General features: G+C 59.1%; 22 protein-coding genes and 5 pseudogenes. 14 read left to right on the top strand and 13 right to left on the bottom strand.

Features of this window, described 5'->3' with window-relative positions; genetic code table 11:
• The first annotated feature begins 22 nt into the window (after window positions 1-22).
• The 3 genes from MLPF_RS06990 (at window position 23) to MLPF_RS06980 (ending at window position 5,604) form a co-directional block, all read left to right on the top strand.
• A complete protein-coding gene (locus MLPF_RS06990) occupies window positions 23-802 on the top strand; it encodes a hypothetical protein (protein ID WP_236684945.1) in 780 nt (259 codons plus the stop codon).
• Window positions 803-990: 188 nt separating this feature from the next.
• Complete coding sequence (locus MLPF_RS06985; RefSeq protein WP_045842901.1) at window positions 991-4,707, top strand: multifunctional oxoglutarate decarboxylase/oxoglutarate dehydrogenase thiamine pyrophosphate-binding subunit/dihydrolipoyllysine-residue succinyltransferase subunit; 3,717 nt, start codon at window positions 991-993, stop codon at window positions 4,705-4,707.
• 63 nt (window positions 4,708-4,770) lie between these two features.
• Window positions 4,771-5,604 carry an SDR family NAD(P)-dependent oxidoreductase gene (locus MLPF_RS06980; RefSeq protein WP_045842900.1) on the top strand — a complete coding sequence of 278 codons (834 nt, stop codon included), beginning with the start codon at window positions 4,771-4,773 and terminating at the stop codon, window positions 5,602-5,604.
• A gap of 558 nt (window positions 5,605-6,162) precedes the next feature.
• Here the strand turns inward: MLPF_RS06980 and MLPF_RS06975 are convergent.
• Window positions 6,163-7,014: a glycine betaine ABC transporter substrate-binding protein gene (locus MLPF_RS06975; RefSeq protein WP_045842898.1), complete on the bottom strand. Its 852-nt coding sequence runs from the start codon at window positions 7,012-7,014 to the stop codon at window positions 6,163-6,165.
• Window positions 7,011-8,189 (bottom strand): annotated as a pseudogene (locus MLPF_RS06970) (NAD(P)-dependent malic enzyme). Before MLPF_RS06970 ends, MLPF_RS06975 begins: the two are co-directional and overlap by 4 nt.
• 226 nt (window positions 8,190-8,415) lie before the next feature.
• Between MLPF_RS06970 and MLPF_RS17310 the strand changes: the two are divergent.
• Both MLPF_RS17310 and MLPF_RS06965 read left to right on the top strand, forming a co-directional pair.
• Window positions 8,416-8,559: a PE family protein gene (locus MLPF_RS17310; protein WP_162196907.1), complete on the top strand. Its 144-nt coding sequence runs from the start codon at window positions 8,416-8,418 to the stop codon at window positions 8,557-8,559.
• A gap of 120 nt (window positions 8,560-8,679) precedes the next feature.
• Window positions 8,680-9,033, top strand: coding sequence for a hypothetical protein (locus MLPF_RS06965; protein WP_045842897.1), 354 nt, complete (start codon window positions 8,680-8,682; stop codon window positions 9,031-9,033).
• Between the two features lie 24 nt (window positions 9,034-9,057).
• On the opposite strand, the gene MLPF_RS06960 is transcribed toward MLPF_RS06965, so the two are convergent.
• Window positions 9,058-10,047 carry a malate dehydrogenase gene (locus tag MLPF_RS06960; RefSeq protein ID WP_045842896.1) on the bottom strand — a complete coding sequence of 330 codons (990 nt, stop codon included), beginning with the start codon at window positions 10,045-10,047 and terminating at the stop codon, window positions 9,058-9,060.
• 239 nt (window positions 10,048-10,286) lie between these two features.
• Here MLPF_RS06960 and corA point away from each other — a divergent pair, with 239 nt between their 5' ends.
• The gene (corA, locus tag MLPF_RS06955; protein ID WP_045842953.1) at window positions 10,287-11,396 is read left to right on the top strand and encodes a magnesium/cobalt transporter CorA; all 1,110 of its coding nucleotides are present in this window, start codon (window positions 10,287-10,289) and stop codon (window positions 11,394-11,396) included.
• 212 nt (window positions 11,397-11,608) lie between these two features.
• Here the strand turns inward: corA and MLPF_RS06950 are convergent, their stop codons facing one another.
• From MLPF_RS06950 to MLPF_RS06925, 6 genes and pseudogenes are all read right to left on the bottom strand, one after another.
• Window positions 11,609-11,839 (bottom strand): hypothetical protein, encoded by a 231-nt coding sequence (locus tag MLPF_RS06950; protein ID WP_045842895.1) that lies wholly within the window; start codon window positions 11,837-11,839, stop codon window positions 11,609-11,611.
• Window positions 11,840-12,031: 192 nt separating this feature from the next.
• Window positions 12,032-13,216: an ABC transporter ATP-binding protein gene (locus MLPF_RS06945; protein WP_045842894.1), complete on the bottom strand. Its 1,185-nt coding sequence runs from the start codon at window positions 13,214-13,216 to the stop codon at window positions 12,032-12,034.
• 4 nt (window positions 13,217-13,220) lie between these two features.
• Window positions 13,221-14,045, bottom strand: a complete 825-nt coding sequence (locus MLPF_RS06940; RefSeq protein ID WP_156147060.1) for a carbohydrate ABC transporter permease — start codon at window positions 14,043-14,045, stop codon at window positions 13,221-13,223.
• A gap of 28 nt (window positions 14,046-14,073) precedes the next feature.
• Window positions 14,074-14,988, bottom strand: coding sequence for a carbohydrate ABC transporter permease (locus MLPF_RS06935; protein WP_045842893.1), 915 nt, complete (start codon window positions 14,986-14,988; stop codon window positions 14,074-14,076).
• A gap of 29 nt (window positions 14,989-15,017) precedes the next feature.
• On the bottom strand, window positions 15,018-16,427 hold the full coding sequence (locus MLPF_RS06930; RefSeq protein WP_162196910.1) for an extracellular solute-binding protein: 1,410 nt from the start codon (window positions 16,425-16,427) through the stop codon (window positions 15,018-15,020).
• Between the two features lie 24 nt (window positions 16,428-16,451).
• Window positions 16,452-16,992 (bottom strand): annotated as a pseudogene (locus tag MLPF_RS06925) (general stress protein); the annotation flags it as partial.
• Between the two features lie 276 nt (window positions 16,993-17,268).
• On the opposite strand from MLPF_RS06925, the gene MLPF_RS06920 reads away from it, so the two are divergent.
• The 8 genes and pseudogenes from MLPF_RS06920 (at window position 17,269) to MLPF_RS06890 (ending at window position 22,352) form a co-directional block, all read left to right on the top strand.
• Window positions 17,269-17,901 carry a DUF4190 domain-containing protein gene (locus MLPF_RS06920; RefSeq protein ID WP_045842892.1) on the top strand — a complete coding sequence of 211 codons (633 nt, stop codon included), beginning with the start codon at window positions 17,269-17,271 and terminating at the stop codon, window positions 17,899-17,901.
• A gap of 670 nt (window positions 17,902-18,571) precedes the next feature.
• The gene (locus MLPF_RS06915; RefSeq protein WP_236684941.1) at window positions 18,572-18,976 is read left to right on the top strand and encodes a magnesium transporter MgtE N-terminal domain-containing protein; all 405 of its coding nucleotides are present in this window, start codon (window positions 18,572-18,574) and stop codon (window positions 18,974-18,976) included.
• A pseudogene (hbhA, locus tag MLPF_RS06910) lies at window positions 18,949-19,149 on the top strand (heparin-binding hemagglutinin HbhA); the annotation flags it as partial. The gene MLPF_RS06915 and the pseudogene hbhA, both read left to right, overlap by 28 nt.
• Window positions 19,132-19,347 (top strand): annotated as a pseudogene (locus MLPF_RS17305) (CBS domain-containing protein); the annotation flags it as partial. The pseudogenes hbhA and MLPF_RS17305, both read left to right, overlap by 18 nt.
• A pseudogene (locus MLPF_RS06905) lies at window positions 19,336-19,879 on the top strand (DUF1003 domain-containing protein); the annotation flags it as partial. The pseudogenes MLPF_RS17305 and MLPF_RS06905, both read left to right, overlap by 12 nt.
• A 137-nt stretch (window positions 19,880-20,016) precedes the next feature.
• The gene (locus tag MLPF_RS06900; RefSeq protein ID WP_156147047.1) at window positions 20,017-20,205 is read left to right on the top strand and encodes a hypothetical protein; all 189 of its coding nucleotides are present in this window, start codon (window positions 20,017-20,019) and stop codon (window positions 20,203-20,205) included.
• Between the two features lie 296 nt (window positions 20,206-20,501).
• Window positions 20,502-20,777, top strand: coding sequence for a hypothetical protein (locus MLPF_RS06895; RefSeq protein ID WP_050039045.1), 276 nt, complete (start codon window positions 20,502-20,504; stop codon window positions 20,775-20,777).
• A gap of 423 nt (window positions 20,778-21,200) precedes the next feature.
• Window positions 21,201-22,352 (top strand): Mrp/NBP35 family ATP-binding protein, encoded by a 1,152-nt coding sequence (locus tag MLPF_RS06890; protein WP_045842949.1) that lies wholly within the window; start codon window positions 21,201-21,203, stop codon window positions 22,350-22,352.
• Window positions 22,353-22,597: 245 nt separating this feature from the next.
• On the opposite strand, the gene MLPF_RS06885 is transcribed toward MLPF_RS06890, so the two are convergent.
• The 4 genes from MLPF_RS06885 to rseA all read right to left on the bottom strand — a co-directional run bounded on the left by MLPF_RS06885 (window position 22,598) and on the right by rseA (window position 26,020).
• Window positions 22,598-22,735: a hypothetical protein gene (locus MLPF_RS06885; RefSeq protein ID WP_175266300.1), complete on the bottom strand. Its 138-nt coding sequence runs from the start codon at window positions 22,733-22,735 to the stop codon at window positions 22,598-22,600.
• Between the two features lie 829 nt (window positions 22,736-23,564).
• Window positions 23,565-23,927, bottom strand: a complete 363-nt coding sequence (gene tatB / locus MLPF_RS06880) for a Sec-independent protein translocase protein TatB (protein ID WP_045842886.1) — start codon at window positions 23,925-23,927, stop codon at window positions 23,565-23,567.
• Window positions 23,928-25,442 carry a serine protease HtrA gene (gene htrA, locus MLPF_RS06875; RefSeq protein ID WP_045842885.1) on the bottom strand — a complete coding sequence of 505 codons (1,515 nt, stop codon included), beginning with the start codon at window positions 25,440-25,442 and terminating at the stop codon, window positions 23,928-23,930. It lies immediately after the preceding gene.
• 161 nt (window positions 25,443-25,603) lie between these two features.
• The gene (rseA, locus tag MLPF_RS06870) at window positions 25,604-26,020 is read right to left on the bottom strand and encodes an anti-sigma E factor RseA (protein WP_156147046.1); all 417 of its coding nucleotides are present in this window, start codon (window positions 26,018-26,020) and stop codon (window positions 25,604-25,606) included.
• Window positions 26,021-26,124 lie beyond the last annotated feature (104 nt).

Here is a 26,124-nt window from a genome sequence, read left to right as displayed (position 1 = left end):
CGCCATTCACAGGAGAGGCAACATGTGTACCCGACGGAACGGCCCTAGGAATAGGTTTTGGAATAAGTCCGAGCCGGAGCAAATTCCAGCCACTCCAGACGGCCAGCCCAAAGCGTCTACCCGGGCATTGGCTCAGGTCATCGAGCGTAGTGTGCGAATACAGGGCCCGGCGGCGGAAGCTTACGTGGCCCGGCTGCGACGCACACACCCAGGTGCCAATCCGACCGAGATCGTCGCCACGCTGGAAAAGCGCTATCTGGCCGCGTTGACCGCGAGCGGTGCGACAGTGGGCTCGGTAGCCACGTTGCCCGGGATCGGAACGTTGGCCGCAGTGTCGGCAAGCGCAGGCGAAACGGTGTTCTTCCTGGAGGCGACCGCGGTCTTCGTACTGACGATCGCATCGGTGTATGGCATCCCCGCCAACCATCGGGAACGACGCCGCGCGCTGGTGTTGGCCGTGCTGACCGGAGACGACACCAGACGTACCATAGGCGAACTGATCGGTCCTGGCCGCACCAACGGGAGTTGGCTGGTAGGGGGCATGGCCTCACGGCCGCTGTCAACGTGGGCCCAGTTGCACACATGGATACTCAGGTATGCCGTCAAACGGTACACAGTGCGTCGCGGAGCGCTGATGTTCGGCAAAATGCTGCCGATCGGCATCGGCGCCGCGGTAGGCGGCGCTGGTAACCGGATAGTAGGTAAGAAGATTGTTAACAATACCCGCAACGCGTTCGGCGCCGCGCCGTCACGCTGGCCAGCCACTCTGATCCTGCTACCGGCGGTTCATAACGCTGGCTAGACGTCAAACGAGGTACGAAACCCCCTCTGTCTGGCTAATCGCAGCCGAAACGATAGTCTTTAGGAGGGGGCTGAGACCGTTCAAAACCGCGACGGGTGTGACAGGATACCCCGCCAACCAAGGTGCAAAAAGTTGCAAGCGTCGCACAATGAGCTTGCAGGACAGAAGAATTGAGGCGAATAGCGGCTGTGGCCAACATAAGTTCACCATTCGGGCAAAACGAATGGTTGGTCGAAGAGATGTACCGCAAGTTCCGCGACGACCCCTCCTCGGTCGATCCGAGCTGGCACGAATTCCTGGTTGACTACAACCCCGAATCAACCACCGAACCGGTACTTACGGACCCTACCTCCACTGATAAACAACCCTCAGCCGCACCACAAGTAAAGCTAGCTGCGGTCGCTGAGCCGGCAGCGAGCAGAGCCAAGCCCGCGGCCAGCCCAACAGTAACCAAAGGCACGACAGCCGGCCCTACCGCAGCTCCAGCCGAAATCGGCACTACCCCGACTGCCGAAGGTGACGAGTTGCAGGTGCTGCGCGGCGCCGCCGCAACTGTCGTCAAAAATATGTCCGCGTCGCTGGACGTGCCGACAGCGACCAGTGTACGAGCCATTCCGGCCAAGCTGATGATCGACAACCGGACCGTCATCAACAACCAGCTCAAGCGCAACCGCGGCGGGAAAATCTCTTTCACGCATTTGCTGGGCTACGCGTTAGTGCAAGCGGTCAAGAAATTCCCGAACATCAACCGACACTACGCGGAGATCGGCGGCAAACCCGCCGCAGTGACACCAGCCCACACCAATCTTGGCCTAGCGATCGACCTGCAAGGTAAAGACAGCAGGCGGTCCTTGGTGGTGGCCGGCGTCAAGCGCTGCGAAGAATTGCGATTCGCACAATTCGTCACCGCCTGCGAAGATATCGTCCGCCGGGCCCGCGACGGCAAGCTGACCGCCGAAGACTTTGCCGACGTCACGATTTCACTTACCAACCCCGGCACTATCGGCACCGTGCACTCGGTGCCGAGGCTGATGACTGGCCAGGGCGCCATCATCGGGGTAGGCGCCATGGAATACCCCGCCGAGTTTCAAGGCGCCAGCGCGGAGCGCGTCGCCGAATTGGGTATCGGCAAATTGATCACCTTAACTTCGACCTACGACCACCGCATCATCCAGGGTGCGGAATCGGGTGACTTCCTGCGCACGATCCACGAAATGATGCTCTCGGACAACTTCTGGGACGAGATCTTCCGCGAGCTGAGCATCCCATACCTGCCGGTACGCTGGCGCACCGACAACCCGGACTCGATCGTCGACAAGAACGCTCGCGTCATGGAGTTGATCGCGGCCTACCGTAACCGCGGCCATCTGATGGCCGATATCGATCCGCTGCGGTTGGACAACACCCGCTTCCGCAGTCACCCAGACCTCGACGTGCTGACCCACGGCCTGACGCTGTGGGATCTGGATCGAGTATTCAAGGTCAACGGCTTTGGCGGGTGGGAATACAAGAAACTGCGTGACGTGCTGGGCTTGCTTCGCGACGTTTACTGCCGCCACATCGGCGTGGAGTACACCCACATCCTCGACCCCGAACAACAGGAATGGCTGCAACAGCGAGTCGAGACTAAGCACGTCAAACCAACTGTAGCCGAACAGAAATACATACTGAGCAAGCTCAACGCGGCCGAAGCCTTTGAAACGTTCCTGCATACCAAGTACGTCGGACAGAAGCGTTTCTCACTGGAAGGCGCCGAAAGCGTCATCCCGATGATGGATGCGGCGATCGACCAGTGCGCCAAGCATGGCCTGGACGAAGTGGTCATCGGGATGCCGCACCGCGGCCGGCTAAACGTATTGGCCAACATCGTCGGCAAGCCGTACTCACAGATCTTCACCGAGTTCGAGGGCAATCTGAACCCAGCCATGGCACACAACTCCGGCGACGTCAAATACCACCTCGGTGCTACCGGTTTGTATCTGCAAATGTTTGGCGACAACGACATTCAGGTGTCGCTGACCGCCAACCCGTCACACTTGGAAGCCGTGGACCCCGTCCTCGAAGGTCTCGTCCGGGCCAAGCAGGACCTGCTCAACAAGGATGCCGACGGCAACCAAGATGAAGCGTTTTCGGTGGTGCCAATGATGCTGCACGGGGATGCCGCCTTCGCCGGCCAGGGAGTCGTGGCCGAAACGCTAAACCTGGCGAATCTGCCTGGTTACCGTGTCGGCGGCACCATCCACATCATTGTCAACAACCAGATCGGCTTCACTACCGCGCCGGAGCACTCTCGGTCCAGCGAGTACTGCACGGATGTCGCCAAGATGATCGGCGCGCCGATCTTCCACGTCAACGGTGACGACCCGGAAGCCTGCGTGTGGGTAGCCAAGCTGGCGGTCGACTTTCGGCAGCGTTTTAAGAAGGACGTCGTTATCGACATGCTGTGTTACCGCCGGCGCGGGCACAATGAGGGCGACGATCCGTCGATGACGAACCCGTACATGTATGACGTTGTCGACACCAAGCGCGGCGCCCGTAAGAGCTACACCGAAGCCTTGATCGGACGCGGAGACATTTCCTTGAAAGAAGCCGAGGACGCGCTACGCGACTATCAAGGTCAGCTGGAGCGAGTGTTCAACGAGGTACGCGACCTGGAAAAGCACGGCGTACAGCCCAGCGAGTCAGTGGAGTCCGACCAGATGATCCCCGCGGGGTTGTCCACAGCGGTGGACAAAGCTCTGCTGGCCCGCATCGGCGACGCATTCCTGGCGATACCAGAAGGTTTCACCGTGCACCCGCGGGTGCAGCCGGTGCTCGAGAAACGCCGGGAGATGGCTTATGAAGGCAAGATCGACTGGGCTTTCGCCGAGTTGCTGGCCTTAGGGTCGCTGGTGGCGGAAGGCAAGTTGGTGCGGCTATCAGGCCAAGACACCAAACGGGGCACTTTCTCGCAGCGGCATTCGGTGATCATCGACCGCCACACCGGCGAGGAATTCACTCCGTTGCAGCTGCTGGCCAATAACCCCGACGGCAGTCCCACCGGCGGCAAGTTTCTGGTCTATAACTCGCCGTTGTCGGAGTACGCTGCTGTCGGTTTCGAGTACGGCTATACGGTAGGCAACCCGGATGCCGTGGTGCTGTGGGAGGCACAGTTCGGCGACTTCGTCAACGGCGCACAGTCAATCATCGACGAATTCATCAACTCCGGTGAGGCCAAGTGGGGACAATTGTCGACAGTGGTACTGCTACTGCCGCACGGGCACGAAGGGCAGGGCCCCGACCACACCTCTGGCCGCATCGAACGCTTCCTGCAGCTGTGGGCGGAGGGGTCGATGACCTTTGCGATGCCGTCGACTCCATCGAACTACTTCCACTTGCTGCGCCGGCACGCTCTCGACGGCATTAAACGTCCACTGATCGTGTTCACACCTAAGTCGATGTTGCGCAACAAAGCCGCAGTCAGTGACATCAAAGACTTCACCGAGATCAAGTTCCGCTCAGTGCTGGAGGAACCTACCTACGAGGACAGCATCGACGACCGCAGCAAAGTCACCAGAGTTCTGTTAACCTGCGGCAAGCTCTACTACGAGCTGGCCGCCCGCAAGATCAAGGACAACCGCGACGACGTCGCGATCGTGCGGATCGAACAGCTGGCCCCGCTGCCGCGGCGCCGACTTAGCGAAACGCTAGACCGCTACGAAAACGCCAAGGAGTTCTTCTGGGTGCAGGAGGAGCCAGCCAACCAGGGTGCCTGGCCGCGGTTCGGCCTGGAGCTACCCGAGCTACTTCCCCGACTCACCGGGATCAAGAGGATTTCGCGGCGGGCCATGTCGGCGCCGTCGTCGGGTTCGCCGAAGGTGCATGCCGTCGAGCAACAAGAGATCCTCGACACAGCGTTCAGCTAAGCTCAAAACACCGGCACTGGTGTTAACCTCAAGACAAGCAAGCCGACAAAAGGGAGGCTGCTAGTGGAGGGGTTCGCCGGCAAGGTTGCTGTGGTCACCGGCGCTGGTTCGGGTATCGGGCAAGCCTTGTCTATCGAACTGGCCCGTTCAGGTGCCAAGCTGGCAATTAGCGATGTCGACACTACAGGGCTCGCACAGACCGAGGAACAGCTGAAAGCGATCGGCGCGTCGGTCAGAACCGACCAACTCGACGTGACTGAACGCGAAGCCTTCCTGACCTATGCCGACGTGGTCCACGAGAACTTCGGTAAGGTGAACCAGATCTACAACAACGCCGGAATCGCGTTCGCCGGCGACGTCGAGATAAGCCACTTCAAGGACATAGAGCGAGTGATGGACGTCGATTATTGGGGTGTCGTGAACGGCACTAAGGCGTTCCTTCCGTATTTGATCTCCTCTGGAGATGGCCATATCATCAACGTCTCGAGTGTGTTAGGCTTGTTTTCGGTGCCTGGGCAGGCAGCGTACAACTCGGCCAAATTCGCTGTACGCGGCTTCACCGAGGCGCTGCGAGAAGAGATGATGCTGGCCCGCCGGCCGGTCAAGGTGACGGTAGTGTACCCAGGCGGCATCAAGACCGCAATTGCGCGCAACGCCACGGCCGCTGAGGGGCTCGATGTGAGCAAGATGGCCAGTCGGTTCGACACGTGGGTGGCCCATACCAGCCCGCAGCACGCCGCCCGAATCATCCTCAAAGCGGTGCACAAAAAGAAGGCACGGGTACTGGTCGGCACGGACGCCAAAGTCGCGGACGTGGTGGCGCGTTTTTTGGGAGGGGCTGGCTATCAGCGGCTGTTCGCGCAAGTGGCGAGCCGGCTGATCCCCAGTCAACGCTAAAGCTTATGCTGCCACCAGTACCACCGATGCCGAACAACATCCCGCCGCGCCGGGTTTACGGGTAAGCTAACGAAACCGGACCGAATCGCCGATTGTGGGCCCTATAATCGCTGCACACAGCAACCTGGACACCGTAAAGTAGAGTGCGGCGCCTGGCTAGCCGGTTTAGCCGGTATGCGAAGCTGGCTACTTGTGTTCTAGCTGTGGTGCAAGCCGGCACAGGGGGGCGGCTCCAGCGAACCGACAACGGGGCAGCTTCCGACGCAGCCGGTTAACCGGCGCTAAGTGTATGACCCCAAGACCGAGCGCCCGTGCTTTATCGCCTCCAACGATGGCCACGTCATCAATATTTCCAAGCGTGTTCGGCTTGTTTTCGTGTTCCGGGCAGGCGACCGAAACCTACAACGCAGCGAAGTTAGCGGTGCGCAGGCTCACCAAAACGCGTCGGCAAAAGATGATGCTGACCGGCCATTCTCGCAGAGCTCGCAAAGGCTCGCAGTTGTACTGCACACGGCGTGTCGTTGGTACGGACAACGGGACCACGTGTCCTCGCAGCAACTAACGGCCCAGCGGGTGTTCTGCCAACCACCTATCGGCGATCGCCTGCGAGTCCGCGCCACGTGCCACCTGGCGGCGCATCTCGATCAGAGCCGCGGTGTCCAGCACGCCAGCCACTTCGTTGATGGCCAGCATTTGCCGATCCGTCAGCACGTTGCGCCGATAAAGCGGCACCACATTCTCGGCCTGGATCAGCGTGACTTTACCGTCAGCAAGCACAATCAGGTCGGCGAGGAGGTCGGGGTTGGCGGTTGTGGTCCAGCCCGCGGTCAGCTGGCCGGCTCGCAACGCGGCGAACATAGTTGAATAATCAGGAAATTCACGCGCGGCGGGCAGTCGGCACGAGCCAACCGCCGAAGGGGTGTGAGTGCCGGCAACGATCCCGACGACCAGCCCGTTGCAGTGACTGGGCACCAGGCTTAAGTCACTACCACTCCAGGCCTTCGCGGTGCCCGAAGTCACGACCAGCGTGGGCTTGTCTTCGGCGGCGGTGGTATAGTCGCCGGCGGCGATGCCCTCGGGCAGTGCGGAGACCATAGCGCGGTAGACCCGAACGGCTGAAAGTACCGCTGCGCCGGGCTGCAAGATCTGCAATACCTTGCCGGTGAATCCAGGGACGATGGTGAATCCACCCGAATCCAGCATCGCCATCGGGTCGGCGCCAGTTTCACCTCGCGCCCCAAAGCCGTACGATCGCAAAGCCGCGACATAGATGGCGGCCAGCAGCGTGGACTCCGAATCAGGCCTGGACCCGACGACCAACTCCGGATGACGATCACCAGTGTTATTCGCGCAGCCGCCCGCAACAAACACTCCGGCGAGCAGCAGCGCCGCCAGCCTGCCGACCCTCATCTCACGACTTCTGACGCTTCTTTTACCAAGGAGCCCGCTTCCCCAACGCGGAAGTTCAATAGGCTCGAGGCAATCCGGTCAAGAGCGAAGTCATCACTGGCAACACAGAAGATCGCCTCGGCCGCGGCCGACATCATCTTTTCAGCGAGCCGACGCGCTCCGGCGTTCAACGCGCCGCGAAAGACACCGGGAAACACAAGCACGTTGTTGATCTGGCAGCAGAAGTCACTACGCCCAATAATCACCACTGCCACGTCTTTGGCAGCAACGCCGGGGTGTATCTCCGGGTCCGGATTGGACAGCACGAACACGATTCCGTCAGGTGCCATCACGGTAAGCAATTCTCCTAGGGACCAGGACCGCCGACACCCCGAAGAACACAGCCGCGCCGGCAAGCACCTCGGCCCTGTCGCCGGTGAAACCGCCGGAGTTGGTACATTGCGTCAAATCGAACTTGACGCAGTTCATGTCATCGCACCTGTTATGCAGAATGCCACGCAAATCGCGCACAGTAGTATCTGAAACACCGATGATGTCAAGAAGGAGATTCGTGCACACGACCCCTGCGGTACCGGCGCCAGGCACCACCAGATTCAACGAGGATCTGCCGCGGCCGAGTAGCATGTTGGCGCCCATTGGTGCAGCCAGCACGACGATCGCCGTGCCGTTCTGGTCGTCATGCATAACCGGGCAATCCAACGCCTCGACAACCCGCTGTGCGATCTCGAAGCAGCGCGGCGCGAAGAATGTCCTCGCGGTTGACGGCGCCGAACGTTGAGCACAGCCGCATCAGAAGTTTCTACGACCTTGTCGAGATCCCTGGTGTCCAGCACGATCGAGATCGCGTTAAGCCCGTGGCATGCCTTGAACAGCACGCACTTACCATCCATCACCGGCAACAACGCCGCGGGTCCGATACCACCGAGCCCGAGTACATCGCTTCCATCGCTGACGACGGCCACCAACCGGTTGACCCAGGTATAACTGGCAACCAGGGTGCGATCCGCGGCGATCTTGTGACTTACCTGCGCCACACCCGTGGTACAGGCCGAGGTGTAGGCGATCGACAACGCGCGTTGGGTATCCAACGGAGTCTTCAGCGCTACGGAAAGCTTCCCACCTACGCGGGCCCGAAAGATATCGTCGTCGATAACAATCTGTAGCGGAAGTTCGATTTTTGGCACGGGATCGAGGGTACTGCAAGGCTAAGCGAACGAAACGTCGAATGTGCTGTCGGATCATCACGATACCCCTTAGACCTGCCCTATTGTTCGATTTAGCCGGCTGAGAGGTTCGCCGTGGTGTATCTGATTGCGGAACAAGACCTGTTGACGACGGCAGCAACGGATTTGGAAACCGCCGGAACGACACTGGCTGTGACTAGACTAATTGGGGCGGCCAGTGGCCGCGCCCACGAAGCTGTTGGCCGCGGACGCTGATGAGGTGTCGGCGACGTTCGCGTCGCTGTTTTCTTCGAACGCCCAGGCCCATCAAGCGTTTAGCACGCCAGGGAGGCGTTTCAGCAGCAGTTTATGCGGACGTTGAGCTGCCTGGAGCGTCGCATGCTGATACAGTAGGCGCTGGACCTGGTTTAATGCACCCACCCAACTGCTGGGATTCCTGCTGACCGCCAACGGCGCCAATGGCCGTCCCCGGGGTAAAACGGTGGAAACAGCGTCGGTGGCAACGCAGGCACTGCTTGACATGAGCGGAAATGGTGAAGCTAGCGAAGCAGGCGCTGCCTGGCCTGACGTCGGCGGTGTAATCCAAACCCCGATGCTACCAGCCAAGCCGACCAGTCGTTACTACCGGTACCGCCCGTTACGTGGACCTGCTGAAACATCTGGCGTCATAGGGCGTCGTGACCTGCCCTTCCCCGACACCCAACGAAACCGCACGCCCTCAGTGCTCAATCTGGCTTTCAATCCTCGGTTCAGCTCCTTGTTTATCAGCAACGACGACCTAAGAGACGGAACCGGAACACCGGGAACCTTCGGTAGTCTCGCCCACAACGGGTAACGGACGTCTAGCGCGGAACCGCCCCTAGATCAGACCGAGCTGCCTGACCGCCTTGCGCTCGTCGACTAGCTCTGCGGTCGACTTATCGATCCGCCCGCGAGAGAAGTCATCGATCCCCAAGCCCCTGACAATCGTCCAATCGCCGTCCTTAGTGGTTACCGGGAACGAAGAAATCAGGCCTTCCGGTACACCGTACGAACCATCAGATACCACCGCCATCGAAACCCAGTTGTCCTCAGGGGTGCCCAGCAGCCAGTCCCGGGCGGCATCGATGGTCGCCGATGCGGCCGAAGCGGCTGACGAGGCTCCACGTGCATCAATGATCGCGGCACCGCGCTTGGCGACGGTCGGGATAAAGTAGTCCTCGATCCAAGGCTGGTCGCCAACGACTTCGGCCGCGTTCTTGCCGCCGATCTCAGCGTGGAAAACGTCGGGGTATTGGGTGGCCGAGTGGTTGCCCCAAATCGTCATTTTTCTGATGTCGGTTACTGCGGCGCCGGTCTTGGTGGCTAGTTGCGAAATAGCCCGGTTGTGGTCCAGACGGGTGAGTGCCGAGAACCGCTCGCGAGGGATGTCGGGCGCGTTAGTCATCGCGATCAGCGCATTGGTGTTAGCTGGATTGCCGGTCACACCGACGCGTATGTCAGCGGCAGCGACCGCGTTGAGGGCCTTGCCCTGCTCGGTGAATATCGCGCCGTTGGCCTCCAATAGATCGCTGCGCTCCATGCCCGGCCCGCGCGGCCGGGCACCGACAAGCAGGGCCAGGTTGACACCGTCGAAGACCTTGTTCGGATCCGCGCCCATCTCGACGCCCGCCAACAGTAAGAACGCACAGTCATCAAGTTCCATCACGACACCCTCGAGCGCCTTGAGTGCGGGCTCAATCTCAAGCAGACGCAGCTCGATCGGGCGGTCGGGCCCCAACAGTGAGCCACTCGCCAAGCGGAACAACAAGCTATAACCGATCTGGCCGGCAGCGCCGGTAACGGCGACCTTGAGGGGACGTGGGCTCACTTCGGTTACTCCTTATCGGAGAAAGGTTCGGCTGGAGGTATCTGGAGGTATTCGGTATGAGTTTCAAGCTTGGATGAAACTAGCGCATCCCTACCAGGCCGAAAATTTCGGTCCAGCAATACTAAAAAGTTCTCTCTAGGACCCATCCAGCAATCACTAAGATCCTCCACTGTTCTGCCAGGACGCGTACCATAAAACACCATCTAATAACAACACCTGTGCCGCGATGGGAGGTTATGATGTTTCCGCGATTTGATGCGTTACCTGAAGCGCTGAGACCGGTCACAAAGCCCCGGCTGTATGCGCCCCACATACATCCCATTTTCCCCCCAATCACCGAACCCTTGGTCGACTGCGGCGTATATGTCGGAGGCCATCGGCTGCCCGACAAGTACACAACGTACACCGCCGCGCTAAGCAAGGTGCGCGAAATCGAATTGATGGGACACGAAGGATTCGTCTGGATCGGGTTACACGAGCCTGAAGCGAGCCACATGCATAACGTCGCCGACGTTTTCGGGCTACACCCATTGGCAGTCGAGGACGCCGTGCAAGCCCATCAGCGGCCCAAGTTGGAGCGCTACGACGACACGTTGTTTCTGGTCCTAAAGACCGTCAATTATGTCCCGCACGAATCGGTGGTGTTGGCCCGCCAGATCGTCGAAACCGGCGAGGTGATGATTTTCGTCGGCAAGAATTTCGTGGTCACGGTCCGCCACGGCGAGCATGGTGCGCTGTCCGAGGTGCGTAAGCGGATGGATACCGACCCCGAGCATCTGCGGCTGGGCTCGTACGCAGTGATGCATGCCATCTCGGATTACGTGGTAGACCACTACTTAGCGGTGACCAATCTGATAGAAGACGATATCGACGCCATCGAAGAAGTGGCGTTTGCTCCCGGCCGCAAGCTTAACATCGAGCCGATTTACCTAATCAAGCGCGAGGTCGTCGAACTTCGCCGCTGTGTTGCTCCGCTCTCCACCGCACTCCAGCGAATGCAAACGGATAACAAAGACTTAATCTCCAAAGAATTGCGCCGCTACCTGCGTGACGTCGCTGACCACCAGACCGAGGCAGCGGATCAAATCGCCAGCTACGACGACATGCTCAATTCACTAGTACAGGCCGCATTGGCCCGCGTCGGTATGCAGCAGAACAACGATATGCGCAAGATGGCGGCCTGGGCCGGTATCGTAGCTATGCCCACCATGGTCGCCGCCATCTACGGTATGAACTTCCGTTTCATGCCAGAACTGAACTGGACGTGGAGTTACCCGTTGGTAATGGCCGGAATGACCATTGTCTGTCTGGTCCTTTACTGGCAATTCCGAAACAAGAACTGGCTGTAGCCCGGCAGCAATGCGCGCCGCAGCTGCCTGCCGCAGTGAGGTTGTGCGGTAGGGCGATTCGGATCCAGCATGTCGTCTGTCATGCTTGCCGCATAGCTTGAGCACCCAGAGTTCCCTTTAGCCACGCCCAGACTTCCTCGGTCTTGGTGATAGGAGTCATCGACAGAAAGCGCACCAGACCCCGATGGGGCTGTATCGGCAAGTAAAGAATACTACTGCGACCCAACAACACCACGATGAACAACAAACGCCCCGATGGTGTTGCCCACAGCGGCTATCCGAGGTTGATCAGCGCGTCCTTGACCAGGACTTACACCGTCGACCACCGGCACCACCAGGCTACGCGCCAACCCCGGTGACCAGCCCGAGATCACGCAGACACAGCACAACTTAAGCACTTGGGCTGTGCATTGGTCAGCTAGAATCTCGCTCGAATCAGTCATCGAATAACGCCAGCACCTCGATGAAACTTAGCATATCAATCCGTCTGCCCCGGAAAGAAATCGCAACATCTTGATAAGTTCGGTACCCAGAAACGTCACGCTCCCGGAACGGGAATCAGTTAAGTATACTTGAAACACCTACCTCAGCGAACATGTTGCACAGGTATGCACGTATTTGTGCCAGATTCTGTGTCACCACGCATCAGTCATTGCAGAAGTGGTCAGATTCACCCCAGAATCGGCGTCGAATACGGCTATTTTTGTTGTGTCAAAAGCCAACTCAATCGACTCTCCGATGGCTACTTTTGATTCAGCAGGAACTCTTGCCACGAAATTGTTTTCACGTGCTTCCGACCCGGCCGCTAACTCGTCCAACTGGGCTGAATGCACATCACAACCAGTGGTGGTGGTGAAATAGACATATTTGTCGGCTCCCAGTGATTCGATCAAGTCAATCTTCGCCTTGAAAGTTAACGCCGTGCCGCGTTGGTGTGCGTCGATCAGCTTGGCATCGGCCAGATGCTCGGGTCGCACCCCGACAATAACCTTGTTCGGCACCGGGTGTTGTCCGATCACCGCCTGGACTTCCCGCGACAAGGTCAGTTCCCCCAAGGGCAGGGTCAGTCCATTCAGCCCCAACGTGGCAGGGAAGAAATTCATCGCCGGCGAACCGATAAACCCCGCGACAAAGAGATTGGCCGGACGTTCATAAAGCTCATCGGACGTACCGATCTGCTGAACAACACCAGAGTGCATGACCACCACGCGATCTCCCAGCGTCATGGCCTCAGTTTGGTCGTGGGTAACATAGACGGTGGTGATACCCAACTTGCGCTGCAGACGAGCGATCTCGCCACGCGTCCGCACCCGCAGTTTGGCATCCAGGTTGGACAACGGCTCGTCCATCAAGAATGCCTTGGGGTGACGAACGATTGCCCGGCCCATCGCAACCCGTTGTCGCTGCCCGCCAGACAACTGCGAGGGCTTACGATCCAGAAGATCGGTCAAGTCGAGGATTCTAGCAGTCTCAAAAACCTTCTGCGCGATCTCCGCCTTCTTCACCTTGGCCAACATCAGCGGGAACGCGATATTCTGCCGCACGGTCATATGCGGGTAAAGCGCGTAAGACTGGAACACCATCGCGATATCACGGTCCTTGGGCGCCTTCTCGTTCATCCGTTCGCCGTCGATGCGTAGCTCACCCGACGAGATATCTTCAAGTCCAGCAATCATATTCAGAGTTGTGGTCTTGCCGCAGCCGGAAGGCCCTATAAAGATGAGGAATTCCCCGTCGGCGACGGTGATGGACAGGTCGCGCACCGCCGTCGCACCGTCCGGGTAATTCTTGTTGACGTGCTCCAGCACAATCTCGGCCATCGAGCTATCCCTTCACAGCACCAGAGGTTAACCCAGCAACAATTCGTCGCTGGAAAATCCAAACAAAGACGATGATCGGGACTGTAATCACAATCGCCCCAGCCGCAATCGAACCGGTCGGCTCCTCGAACTGTGAACTGCCAGTGAAGCTTGTGATTGCAACCGGGGCGGTTATCGCCGCCTTAGTGGCGGTCAGCGACAGCGCGAGCAGCAGATCGTTCCAAGCGAAGATAAAGACCAGAATCGCCGCAGTCACCAAGCCCGGTGCCGCCAGCGGGACAATCACCTTACGGAAAGCCTGACCCGACGTGGCGCCATCCATCTTGGCGGCCTTCTCTAAATCCCACGGGATCTCAGCGAAGAACGCAGACAAGGTATAGATAGCAAGCGGCAACGCGAAAGTGATATAGGGCAGGATCAGCCCAACCCACGTATCGAACAGACCGATCCGGCGTTCGATATTGAACAACGGCGTCACCAACGAGATCGCCGGGAACATAGTGATCAGCAGAGTGGTACCAACAAGTAACCGCTTGCCGGGGAAAGCCAGCCGGGCAATCGCGTAGGCCGCCATCGCACCGAACATCACCGCTATCACTGTGGTAGTCAATCCGATCCCGATGGAGTTGATCAGCGCCGAGCTGAAAAGATCACCACGAAAGATGCCGCGGTAGTTGTCGAAAGTCACTAACGACGGAATCAGTTTTCCGTCCTTGACCGTTGACGCCGGTTTGAGTGACAGACTGAGAATCCACAGTACTGGCAATAACGCATACCCCACCACGAAGGTGTCGATGATTACCCAAATCGTGGCACGCCGAGCACCCACCCACGCCCCTACCGGCACTCTTCCTTTTTCAATGCTCATTGCTGTCACCTCCGGGAGCTACGACGCCGAACACCTTGATAAAAATCACCGCTATTAGGGCTACACAGCCGAAGATCAGCACACTGATTGCCGAGCCAAGCCCCACGTTGAATCCCTTAAACAGGTTGTCATAGCCCAGGATCGACACCGAATCGGTGTTGTTGGCGCCTTGGGTCAACACATAGATATTGTCGAAAATACGGAACGCGTCCAACGTCCGGAATAACAGCGCCACCACGACCGCCGGCTTAATGATCGGCAAGATGATCTTGGTCAGCCGTCGCCACGCACCAGCGCCATCCATCTGCGCAGCTTTGAGCAAATCCTCAGGAACCAGTGCCAACCCAACCAGCAACAGCAACGACATGAACGGGGTAGTCTTCCAGACCTCCGCGATGATGACGATGCTCAAAGAAGGGATCTGTTCGGTCAACGGCGCACTACCTTCCGGTAGCAGGCTCGCCAAATATCCGGTGCCCGGCGTCCAGGCGTAATACCAACTGTACGACGCGACCACCGTGACGATGCCGTAAGGGATGAGCACCGCGATGCGCACCAGGTCTTTGCCGAGGAGGGTGCGGTGCATCACCAGCGCCAGCATCAGACCCAGAATAAATTCGATCGACACTGAAACCACAGTGATCGCCAATGTCACCGCGACCGCCGTCCACCAATACAGGTCAGTCAAGATTGTTTGGTAGTTACCTAGACCGATAAAAGCGGTCTCGTTCGGGGTCGCCAGGCTGTAACGTTGCAGACTCAGCCAGACCGCGTATCCGATCGGATAAGCCGTCACCACCAGCATCAACATCGCCGCAGGCGTAACAAGAAGGAACGCCAGTCGCTGTTCTGGTTGCACACTGCTGGCGCGCACGTGCCACGACTTGCCGACCACCGCTGTCATGGCCGCTGCTCTCCCCCGCAAGCAGGCGGTCACGGCAACAAGCCCTTCCCGTTTATGGCCTTTTGCACTTCCGAAGCGAGCTGGTCGGCCATGGGCTCCGGGTCAATGTCGGTGATGGGATTCAGGGCGGCCGACATCCGGATCGACACCGCCTGATAAGCCGGCGTCGCCGGCCGCACCGCGGCATCGGTCAGCTGTTGCCGAATGATGTTATACATCGGGTACTTTTCCTGGAATGTCGGGTCGGAGTACAGCGAAGCCCGTACTGCCGGGAGACCCCCGTCGATCGAGAGGTACTGCTGGTTTTGCTCACTGCGCAGACACCTTAAGGCTTCAAACGCTTCGGCTTTATGACGGCTGGTGCTGGCCACCGCCAAGTTCAGCCCGCCGATCGTCACCTTGGCCGACTCGCTACGCGACACACCGGGATACGGCGCGAAACCAAACACGTTCCGGGTAGCCTGATAAGCAATGCGAAATTGTTCGTCATTGGGCACGAATGTCCCGACGTTGTTGATGCTGCCGGCCAACTCGGATATCCGATCGAGTGGCAGGAAAACCACCCCGCCCTTCACCGCGTTTTCCAGCATCGACGCCAGCACGAATGGCCAGTTGATCTCCAGCGCGGCCTTTCCCTGCTCAACCGCTAACCGCGCGGTGCCTTCGTCGGTCCGAGTAATAGACGGGTCGGCTCCGGGTACGGTAGCCACCGCTTTAAGGATCCGCAGCGCACGGACGGTGGCGGCCCGGTGCTCCGGTGTGTCGGTCAAGGTAACGTTGTGACCATCCTCGGACAGCACCTGACCGCCCGCACTCACTAACAGCGTGTTGAACCACACCACGAGTCCCTCGCCCTGGTTGGCCTGCACGGCAATCCAGCTTGGCTCGCCGGCCGCATGCAACCGAGCCGCCTCAGCTACCATGCCATTCCAGTCACCTGGCGGTTGGTCCACCAAATCTGCTCGGTACCAAAGTAATTGGGTATTAGTAGTGACAGGAGCCGCATACAATTTGCGCTTCCAAGTGGCCGTCGCAAGTGGGCCCGGAAGAGTGTCGACAATCGCATCGGGCTCAGCCAGCCCCGCCGGGTCTTCAGAGAGCGGCAGTGTCCATCCCGCCTCAGCGAACTCCGCGGTCCACACCACATCCATCGCCATCACGTCCAGGGTGCGGTCGTTGCCAGTCAGTCGCCGGGCCAATTGCAATCGCTGCTCGTCTGGCGACCTTGGCAGACTGACATGCTGAATGGCGAACCGGCCGTCGAATTGCTCAGTGCAGCGCCGGGCAACCTCGGTAAATGTCGCATCCTCGTTCGCAGGCGTATAGAAACTAATCACTAGCTGGTTACCACCTGCCCCGCAGGCCAACACCATCGACGTGAGAGTCAAAGCTACGAGCACGACCGTGCCCGCTCGATGGACGCGCCGACTCACCACCACCGAACCCCTCCCGTCAAGGTGCCAGATCGCCAGGTGCGCCAACAGATCGCGCGCCTTCTCCGCATTTTGCGGATAGCAGAGTACGTCGTAGCAGCCAGCCACTAAATTGTAAAGTCGAGCTGAATTTTGTGTAAAGTCAAACTGAAATTCCTTGTACCACGGACCATTGCGTAGATAACACCGGAGGTTATCAACCCCAAAAAACACGCTGGTAACCAAACCAGTGGCCTACGCCCCCCACGGATTAGGACTACCAGAAGCCCAACACCAACCCGATAAACAGACCAGGCCAAACGTCGCTAAGTACGCCTTCACCCAGCACTTTCGCCCATGTCAACTGATCTAGTGACCCATTCCACCTGCATGCGGTCGACGCCAACAATGGTCACCTGCTGAACCGGGACTTGCTGTTCGGATGACTTCAATAGTTAATGGCCTACTGTGCTTCGGCGCAGATCAGGTACAACCCGATCGGTCAGTCTTTGGGCGAAATCGGTAATCCGGGCGTGTCAAGGAGACCAGCAGCCGTCGCTCCAGGAACCTTTCCAGACGGAAAAGGTCTAATAACCGATACTCACCATCCTCTCTGCCCTCTCATTCCTGGACCATCGTTTCATCCGAGCGCTTCCACACTATCCAGAGAAACCTGCAGATAATCTTCAAGCAAACATGACATCCCTGGGCTTTCAGTGTCAGGCCCTACGGCACACAAAGTGCACCCGTAGTGGTGGATTCAGTGCCGGCCCGACACCACGCTGTCTCGCCAACCAGTTGAATCATCGGCTGCCGCCTCCGATTTGCGACCATAGCCGCCCACAACGCATAGGCTAAGTTTAACAACATGACAGCTCCCGGCAACGCCTTCGGCGAGAGTGCCCACGACGATGAGGCGAACCCGCCAGCCGGTACAGGGCCCCCAGGACAGCCGGCTTGGGGTGGCCCCTGGAATCCGACCGCACCAACACACGCAGCCGATTACCCGCCCGCGGCGTATCCGCCACCTGATGCTCTTCCAGGCTATCCATCGGACCTTCCGACCGACTATCCAGAACCCATGGCGCCCACCCCACCGGGATACGGACAACCGCCAGGCTATGGTGGGCCGCCCTACCCACAGCCGCAATTTTGCACACCTGCGACTGGCCATAGTCCTAGATCACTTTGGCACCCGGGTGAGTATTCAAACAACTATCCGGGGGGCTACTACCCATACCCACCGAATTACCTGAGGAGTTACGGAGCCACACAACCAGGAATGAACGTGATAGCGATCGCCTCGCTGATATCCTCGTTCACCGGGTTGGTGTGCTGCATCGGCTCAATCGTGGCCATCGTGCTCGGGGCCATCGCCCTCGAGCAGGTCAAGCGGACTCGCCAAGAAGGCTTTGGCCTAGCAGTCGCCGGTATAGTGATCGGGATCGCGACCCTGCTGGTGAGTTTGATTGTCGCAGTATTCGCGCTGCATTCGCATTAGGCCTGTGGTGCGACCACACCGATGCCGGGCCGCAGCTGCCTATCTGGGGCGCGGCTGCTTACGCTTTACCGGTATGGAATCGGTCGATAAGGTTCATGTGGCGCGAAGGTGAATGTGGCGCGGCTCGCGCGGATGTTGGTTTTGGGCCTACTTGGCGAATCTGTGATATCATGATCAGCATCGTTCACCAGCAACTACGCATCCTGGGCTTGGCCGTCAATTAGGCGAGCGGTCGCAGTATTTTCATCCTGATGCTGCGTGTCGCAACAATCTAGCTAGACATGATGACACTCGCCACCAGCACCATGTAGCTGCACCACCTCGAGCAGCGGCCGGGCAAGATGCTGGCATTCGGTCAGTGCTCGACACCCCGATGATCTTCCACTGCCCGAATTGGCCGACGTTGACGTCGTGATCACCGACTTGGGTATCGAACAAACCAGAATACGCGACTGAATGGTCACCAAAATAGCCATCCGGGCCCAGCGACGGCTGGGACGACACGTCCCCGTGCATATTGTGGACTGGCAGTACATGCCGAGCTTGATGTCCTCGACGTTTTGGCGATGCCGGGTAAAGAGATTGCGCAGTTGCGGGAGCAGTTTTACAAAGGCAAGGCAATCTATGTGGCCGACGTCATTCACAGACTTCCGCGCACGACAATACTGAAGTGCTCAAAGCGCTCCAAGAGAACGACGCCGACATTCTGCAGGAGCTGCCCGAGCTGTATCAGGCCGATGTGTTGTCGCAACTGGGCACCAAACGAGCCGACGATGTGCTTGAGACGATGGATCCCGATGATGCCTCCGACCTGCCCAGCGCGTTGAGGCTGACCGATACCGAGTTCCTGCTGACCTGGATGGATCCTGAGGATTCCGGCATGGTGCGAAGGTTGAGGTACCCGCCAGATACCGCGCGCGATTTGATGACCTCTCAACCTCTAATCCGGTGGTGCTGGCACCGGATGCAGCGATCGCTAAGGCACTGGCCCGGGTCCACGATTCCGACCTCTCCCCCGCGCTGTCGTCAATGGTATTCGTGGGCCCGGCCACGACCAGCCGGTACAACGAGCTAGTCGAGCGTGGCGCGGCCACCCTGAAGCGGTTACGCAACCAGCCGGTCTCCGAGGACGCGTCGACACGTGTAGAAGGTTACGTGGACCAGGCTGTCGAGTTGACCCAGGAGGCGCTGGGTACTGTCGCATCGCAGACCCGCGCGGTTGGTGGACGCGCAGCCAAGCTGGTCGGTGGCATTATCGACACCGAGCTCTACCTACGCCGATACTGGAGACTTCCTTGGCCGCAGTGACCCCGGTACCTGGCTGCCTACAACCTGGTATGTAGGCCGATGCTAGACAACCAAAACCACCTTTTGGGAGGGGTAAGCGTGGACGACCTGCTCTACCGTCTTCTGCCGCACAATTGGCGCGTGGATATGCCAGAGCTCTCGGAGTATGCAAATAGCAGGAAGGATCCTTATGCGGAAGTCCCCGCGCCGCGACGGCGCTACACCACACGAACATCGCTCAGGTTGACACCAAGTTGGGACACCGAGACCGTCCGAGTACATCATCGAGTCGATTGGGCGTTTCTTTAGCACCGGCCGCTATCTGCTGCTGCAGACGATCGTGGTGTTGGTGTGGGTCGCGCTGAATCTGTTCGCACTCAAGTGGCGCTGGGATCCATACCCCTTCATCCTGTTCAACCTGGCTTTCTCCACACAATCCGCCTACCCGGCACCACATCATTCTGCTGGCCCAGAATCGTCAAGAGAACCGAGACCGAGGTCGCACTCGAAGAAGATCGTCGTCACGCTGCGCCAACAAGGCCGACACCGAGTATTTGACCCGCAAACTGGCTACTGTACGGTTAGCATCGGCAAGGTCACAACGCGTGAATACCTACATCACGAACTGAAAGACTCGCGCATCGAACCGGCCCAGCCTGGTGACGGCGTCTATCGGCACACGAAGAAATCCAGGCGAGAACCTCGCCCCCCCATCGCGCCACTCAAGGTCACAAGAATTATGTTCTGTACAGTGAATTAGTTCATGAGGCTAAGTAATAAGTTGGAAAACGGCTGACCGCGCCACACTGAAGTTATAGTAAGTTATAGTTGAGTGCGGATAAGGGGACGCTGGGGGATGCAAATCCGGCCGTCGCAGCGGTGCAGGAGCAGGCGCGTCGAGCAAAGCCGGTGCCCACGTTTAATGCCACCGTGGTCACTTCCCTGGTATTCGCCGGAGTAGCCAGGGGCGCAGCCCCCCGCATTTCCCAGAAAGATCCCCGCGCTGCACACTGGTAGCTGCGGTTTCCCTGTCGGGCAGTGGTCAATCCGGCGATCTGTCCGGTCAGAACATTATAACCGTCCAGTGCCCGCCGAGCAGCTTCCACGTCGCCGCGGGCTGCTGTATCCGCGCCTCCACCATCCATAATCTTGAACACACATGGCGAGCTTGGCATTCCAACTATCGCGTTGTCGGCCTATTGCACTGCCAAACAGAAGATGGCCATCGCCTCCCAGGGCTGCGGGGTCAGCTGAAACGTACTGGCTGGGATTGGACACATCGAATTCAGCCATGCGAGCGGTGGCCGGCGTTGATGCACGCAGCACCACGATTCACCCGAACTTACGGGCCTGCCCTGAACGGCACGCTGTCTAGCAACGAGATCATCATCCAGAGCCACGTTGGCAATCGCATCATCTACGCCTGGGCAGATAGAACCAATGAAGTTCCTGCCCGGCCCCTGGAGCGCGATACGCTTCCGGCGTCAAATGCCACGACATCGACCATCCACAGAATCTGTTCAGACTCCACGCTGACCACTGCCCGGTACCTATTCAGTAACGGAACCAACCTGCGCTACCTGTCATAGGTTATTCCTCGGGAGCTTACGCTACAACCACTGAACTCGGCGACATATGCGCAGAACATGTTGGCTGGGTCGCGGCCTTATGCCACCGGCGTCATCTGGTGGATCTGCCGCCAATCACCTGGGTCGGTGTCACCGCTCGGCGACGCACACCTCGAACGTCCGGAGGGACTCGGTCCTGGGCTGCCGTTGAACGTCAACGACATGCCTATTAACGATCGGACGGCGCAGCTGCCGCTGATCGACTTCAACCCGTCAGGCAGCCGCCAACATGGTCGTGGCTGGCGCCCGCCACACCGCAGCCCGTGGCGTCACTGCCTGGCTTCCACACTGATCTATATCGACCCACCGAGCTCAGCGCCCGCTCCAACCAACTGGACCACTCGGCAGGCTGAGCGGGCGTCGAGTCACCTACACTCGGCGGTGATGTCTAGAACTGATCGTGACGCTGCCGACCTGAAAGCGGCGGTGAACACAGCGCTGGCAAAGGTGATCGACCCCGAACTACAGCGCCCCATAACTGAACTCGGGATGGTCAAAAGTATCGACATCGAGCCGGGTGGCAACGTACAAGTAGGGATCTACCTCACCATCGCTAGCTGCCCGAAAAAGTCCGAAATCAGTAAGCGCGTCACCAAGGCGATTGCTGACGTTCCCGGCACCGCGGCGGTGGAGGTCAGTCTGGACGTGATGAGCGACGAACAGCGCACCAAGCTACGCAAACAGTTGCGCGGTGATGCCCGTGAACCGGTGATCCCGTTCACCCAACCCGGCTCGCTAACCCGAGTGTATACAGTCGCATCCGGCAAGGGCGGAGTCGGAAAATCCACCATCACCGTCAACCTGACCACGGCGATGGCCACCCGCGGCCTGTCGGTGGGCTTGCTCGACGCCGACATCCACGGCCATTCCATCCCAAGGATGATAGGTAACAACCAGAAACCTATCCAACTTGAGTCAATGATTATACCGCCCCTTGTCCACCAGGTCAAGGTCATCTCGATCGGCCAGTTCACTGAGGGCAACACGCCGATAGTATGGCGCGGGCCAATGCTGCACCGGGCATTGCAGCAGTTTCTGACCGATGTGTATTGGGGCGATCTGGACGTGCTGCTGCTCGATCTGCCGCCTGGCACCGGCGACATCGCCATCTCGGTAGCTCAGTTGATCCCGAACGCCGAGATTCTCGTGGTGACCACGCCACAGCTGGCTGCGGCCGAGGTAGCCGAACGAGCCGGCAGCATCGCCCTGCAAACCCGCCAACGTATTGTTGGTGTCGTGGAGAACATGTCGGGGCTTATGTTGCCGGACGGCTCAAGACTGCAGGTATTTGGCGAGGGCGGAGGTCAACAAGTAGCCGAGCGGCTCTCACGTGCGGTCGGCGCCGACGTGCCGCTGCTGGGTCAGATCCCGCTGGATCCCGCGCTGGTGGCCGCCGGTGATTCAGGTGTACCAATCGTGTTGAGCGCGTCCGACTCGCCGGTCGGTAAAGAACTGCTCCGCATCGCCGACGGATTGTCATCTCGACGGCGCGGACTGGCAGGGGTGTCACTGGGGCTCGACCCGTCACGACGCTAAGGGGTCGCGCACTGGCAAGTTCGTCGGCGGTTAACTATTCGCCGAGGTGTAATTTGTTGTCGCGGTGGTTTTGGTGGGTGAGTTGTGATTGTGATCGGTGTAGTGCCGGTCTTGGTGAGTTGATCGGGCGGTGCATTTTGGGAAGTAGGTGGTGTAAAAGATCGCTGGTGTTCTCGTTGCTGCCGCGTTGTGGTGGTGAGTGAGGTCGCAAAAAGTAGATCGGTTGTGCTTGACAGGTGATGCGGCTATGAGCAGCCGTCTTGAGGCCCTGATCCCAAGCCGGGGGTTTTACCGAGGTTCTGCGGTAAAGCGTTGAGTGTGGTGATCATGGCCGCAGCGACCACATCAGTGCTGCGGCCCTTAGACAGGTGGCGCAGCTGCACGAACCCGATACTGTGTTCGGCCAGGGCGTTGATGTGGGGGGGCCTGGTTTTTGCCGATGATTAAATCGCCCGCCCAATGTTTTAGAGCACCGCACGGTCGTGCAGCTTCGGCGGCACGCTCACCGATGGTGACCATACCCAGAATATGGCGATGCCCGGTTTTGGTGCGCTGTGCCCGTAGTGTGCCTAACGCCCACCCAGTGTGCACACATGCCGGCCAACACCTGATGTCGTTTCCCGCGTCCTTGCACGAAGAACGCCTTGTACAGCGTTTCGTGAGGTACCTGCATCTTCGGGCCGGTCAGGAGAGGTCGTTGGCCAACACCCCAGCAATGTGTTCGGGACTGTACTTTTTGACTTTTTGGCCAGCAACGCTTCCACCACCGTACGCAACTGCCCACCGCGGCCAGCTGGCCGGCCTTTTCAGTCGCTGGGCCCGCTGCTCACTGCATAGCTAGGCACGGCGCGCTAAATAACCCGATTCAGCTTGTGCACCAGCACAGTTGGCGTCGAATCGGTGCAACACCCAGCAAAGCGATCCGTAACCGCACGAGCCGCCCCTCGTTGGTGACCTCACGCATCATAGTCAACGGCACCCAACCCAAACAGTTAGCAATCGATCACATCAACTCACAACGCTGCGACACACCCGACACCACCTACTTCCCAAAATGCACCGCCCGATCAACTCACCAAGACCGGCACTACACCGATCACAATCACAACTCACCCACCAAAACCACCGCGACACCCACCACCTCGCAACCCACCCACAACAGGACGCACACATAAACTACACTTCGGCAATCTTGCAGCAAATACAGCTAAATCAGGTCGCATCAGTGTCGAATGGCGTGTCGTGGTGGTCGCGGTCCTGTTGTTTAGCCGCAGCTGGTCGGTCGAAGTTCCCCGTAAACAGGGAGTCATCGCCGTCGAGGAGGTGCTTAGTAAGCGCCGCACGCGGTGTCATACCCCGCAACTTCTGTAGCTCCCCGAGTTGGCCACGCAGATCGTCGAACTCAGGGCCAATGTCTTCGCGCAGCTGGCTGGTCACACCGCTGAGGTAATCGCGCGTCTGCCGCAGTGCACCCAACGTCCAGCGGATGGCTCCGGGAAACCGTTCCGGGCCAAGCACCACTAGCCCGACGACCACAAGGACGAGCATTTCCCCCCAGCCAATGTTGGCGAACACCTAGCTAGTATCAGAGTCGGGTTTGACCGTCAGTGTGGCGTGCCGACCGTCGCGGACCACCTCTACTGAGGCGTCCTGTCCAATGGTCAGCTGCCGCACGGCAACGATGAACTCATCCGCGTCGGCGACTTTCCGGTTGCCGACCTTGACTATGACGTCGTTTTCCAAGATTCCGCCCTTTTGCGCGGGGCTTCCTACCTTAACATTGGCCACCTGTGCGCCGGACGCGATCGCGTTGCTCACCGACCGGGTGCTGATCCCCAGCGTCGGGTGCACGATTTTGCCGTCCTTGATCAGTGTTTGCGCAACCGATTTCATCTCGTTGACCGGGATCGCAAAGCTCAGCCCACTGGCGCTGTCCGACAGTGACTTGCCAGCAGTATTGATGCCGATCACATGAGAATCCATGTCGATCAGTGGCCCACCAGAGTTGCCGTGGTTGATTGAGGCGTCGGTCTGGATGGCGTCTATGACGGTGTCCGTGTCAGATCCCTCTCCCGATAACGGGACAGGGCGATGGAGTGCGCTAACGATGCCGTGAGTCACCGTGCTGCGCAGCCCAAGCGGCGCACCCGCCGCGATAACCTCATCACCAACTCGCACCTTACCGGAATCACCAAGCCGCGCCATCGTCAGGTGGTCGACGTTGTCGACCTTGAGTACGGCCAGGTCGGTCCTGGGGTCGCGGCCCACCAGGTTGACGGGCACGTCCTTGCCGTCGTTAAACACCACGGTCGTCCTGAACTGGCTGGGATTGTTGGCCGCCTCAGAAATCACGTGGTTGTTGGTGACGATGTAACCTCGGCCGTCGATGATGACACCGGAGCCTTGCATTTCCTCCTGGTCACTCTTCGACTCAATCGTCACCACGGAGTCAGCTACCGCCGCAGCCACCTTGGCGAACCGACCAGCCGGCTCTTCAGTATTGTTAGTGGTTGCCAACGTCACTTTCGACGTGGTGAACGCGTCGACGATTTCAGCCGTCTTACGACCGATCACACCTCCGATAGCACCCAGCACCAACGCAATAAAGACCAAGATGACCAGGGCGAGGTAGGACACCCTGCCGCCAAATAGCACGTCGCGCACGCCGAGTTTGTCGCGCTGACCCAGCGTGGTAGACGGCACCGGTGAGGCCACCGCAGGACTCGCCAGGGTAGCCGCAGCCGCAGGATCTCGCCACGGATCATCGGGTTCATCCGGCTGGGTGCCATCTTTCTCAGCAGCCAGCGCACCCACATCGATAGGGTGTCGCTGCAGCGAATCGACGCTCCCGAATGGTCGGCTGAATGCCTCGGCCAGAACGGGGTCGGTTGGTTGATAATTAGGCCTAAATTCGCTGCGCTCTCGATACTTCTGTGGGCGCACATATTCAGCTACAAAGGATCCTGCAAACCCGCAGGGGCGGCCGAACGCCTCACGCGATGCGGCGTCGACAGGCGGCCGGGCGACGGAATGCTTCACCAGGCGATAGCCGGGATTTTGGTCGCTGTTGGTGCCTTGGTTGGAGGTCACATTATATCCTCTTCTGAACGCTCGAGACATGGCCTGTTACGGCGCCGATATCGGATACCGAGTTGTCGGTGTCCACCCTAGTATCCACGGTCCCCACTTGGTTGGCACGCAATCACACGCCAGCAGCTATAACCTGATCTCGGCAAGTAGCCGTCAAGCTATCAGGGCTTACCCTGGTCACGGGCCACGCCATCAACGAAATGGTCGGATACTGATCCGTCCGAAAAAGGCTCAGAGACCGGCGATGTATCGCCGGGCGAACAGCCCGGAATTTCAGCCAGTAATCCGAGCAACCTGCTCGGGATCCGAATCGGGTGAGAGTCACGCAGCGCTGCACGCGCTCGGCTTTGATCATCTACTTCGGCCGCGCATTGGGCGCACAGCGAAATGTGATGCGCGGCGCGCAAGTGCGCGTTCATGCGCAACTCACCATCGACGAACGCCGCGATCGCCTCGACGGACAGATGCTCGGTGGAGCCGAACCGCCGCGGCGCGCCAACTAGCGCATCGCTCTGGGACGCAAATTGACCGGGGAGCCAGGAGAACACGCGCCGGAACACCTGCCCTCGGTCGGCCATCAACGGCCCCTTTCGCTGCCGCCCATACCTCGAATGTAGCGCGGCGTCGTGCCCCATACCTTATTAATAGCGCCGGCAAAACCTCAGTATTATGGGAGTATTAA

The sequence above is a fragment of the Mycobacterium lepromatosis genome (genome assembly GCF_000975265.2).
In the GTDB taxonomy this organism is placed as follows: Bacteria; Actinomycetota; Actinomycetes; order Mycobacteriales; family Mycobacteriaceae; genus Mycobacterium; species Mycobacterium lepromatosis.
This window is presented reverse-complemented; position numbering and strand designations above follow the sequence as displayed.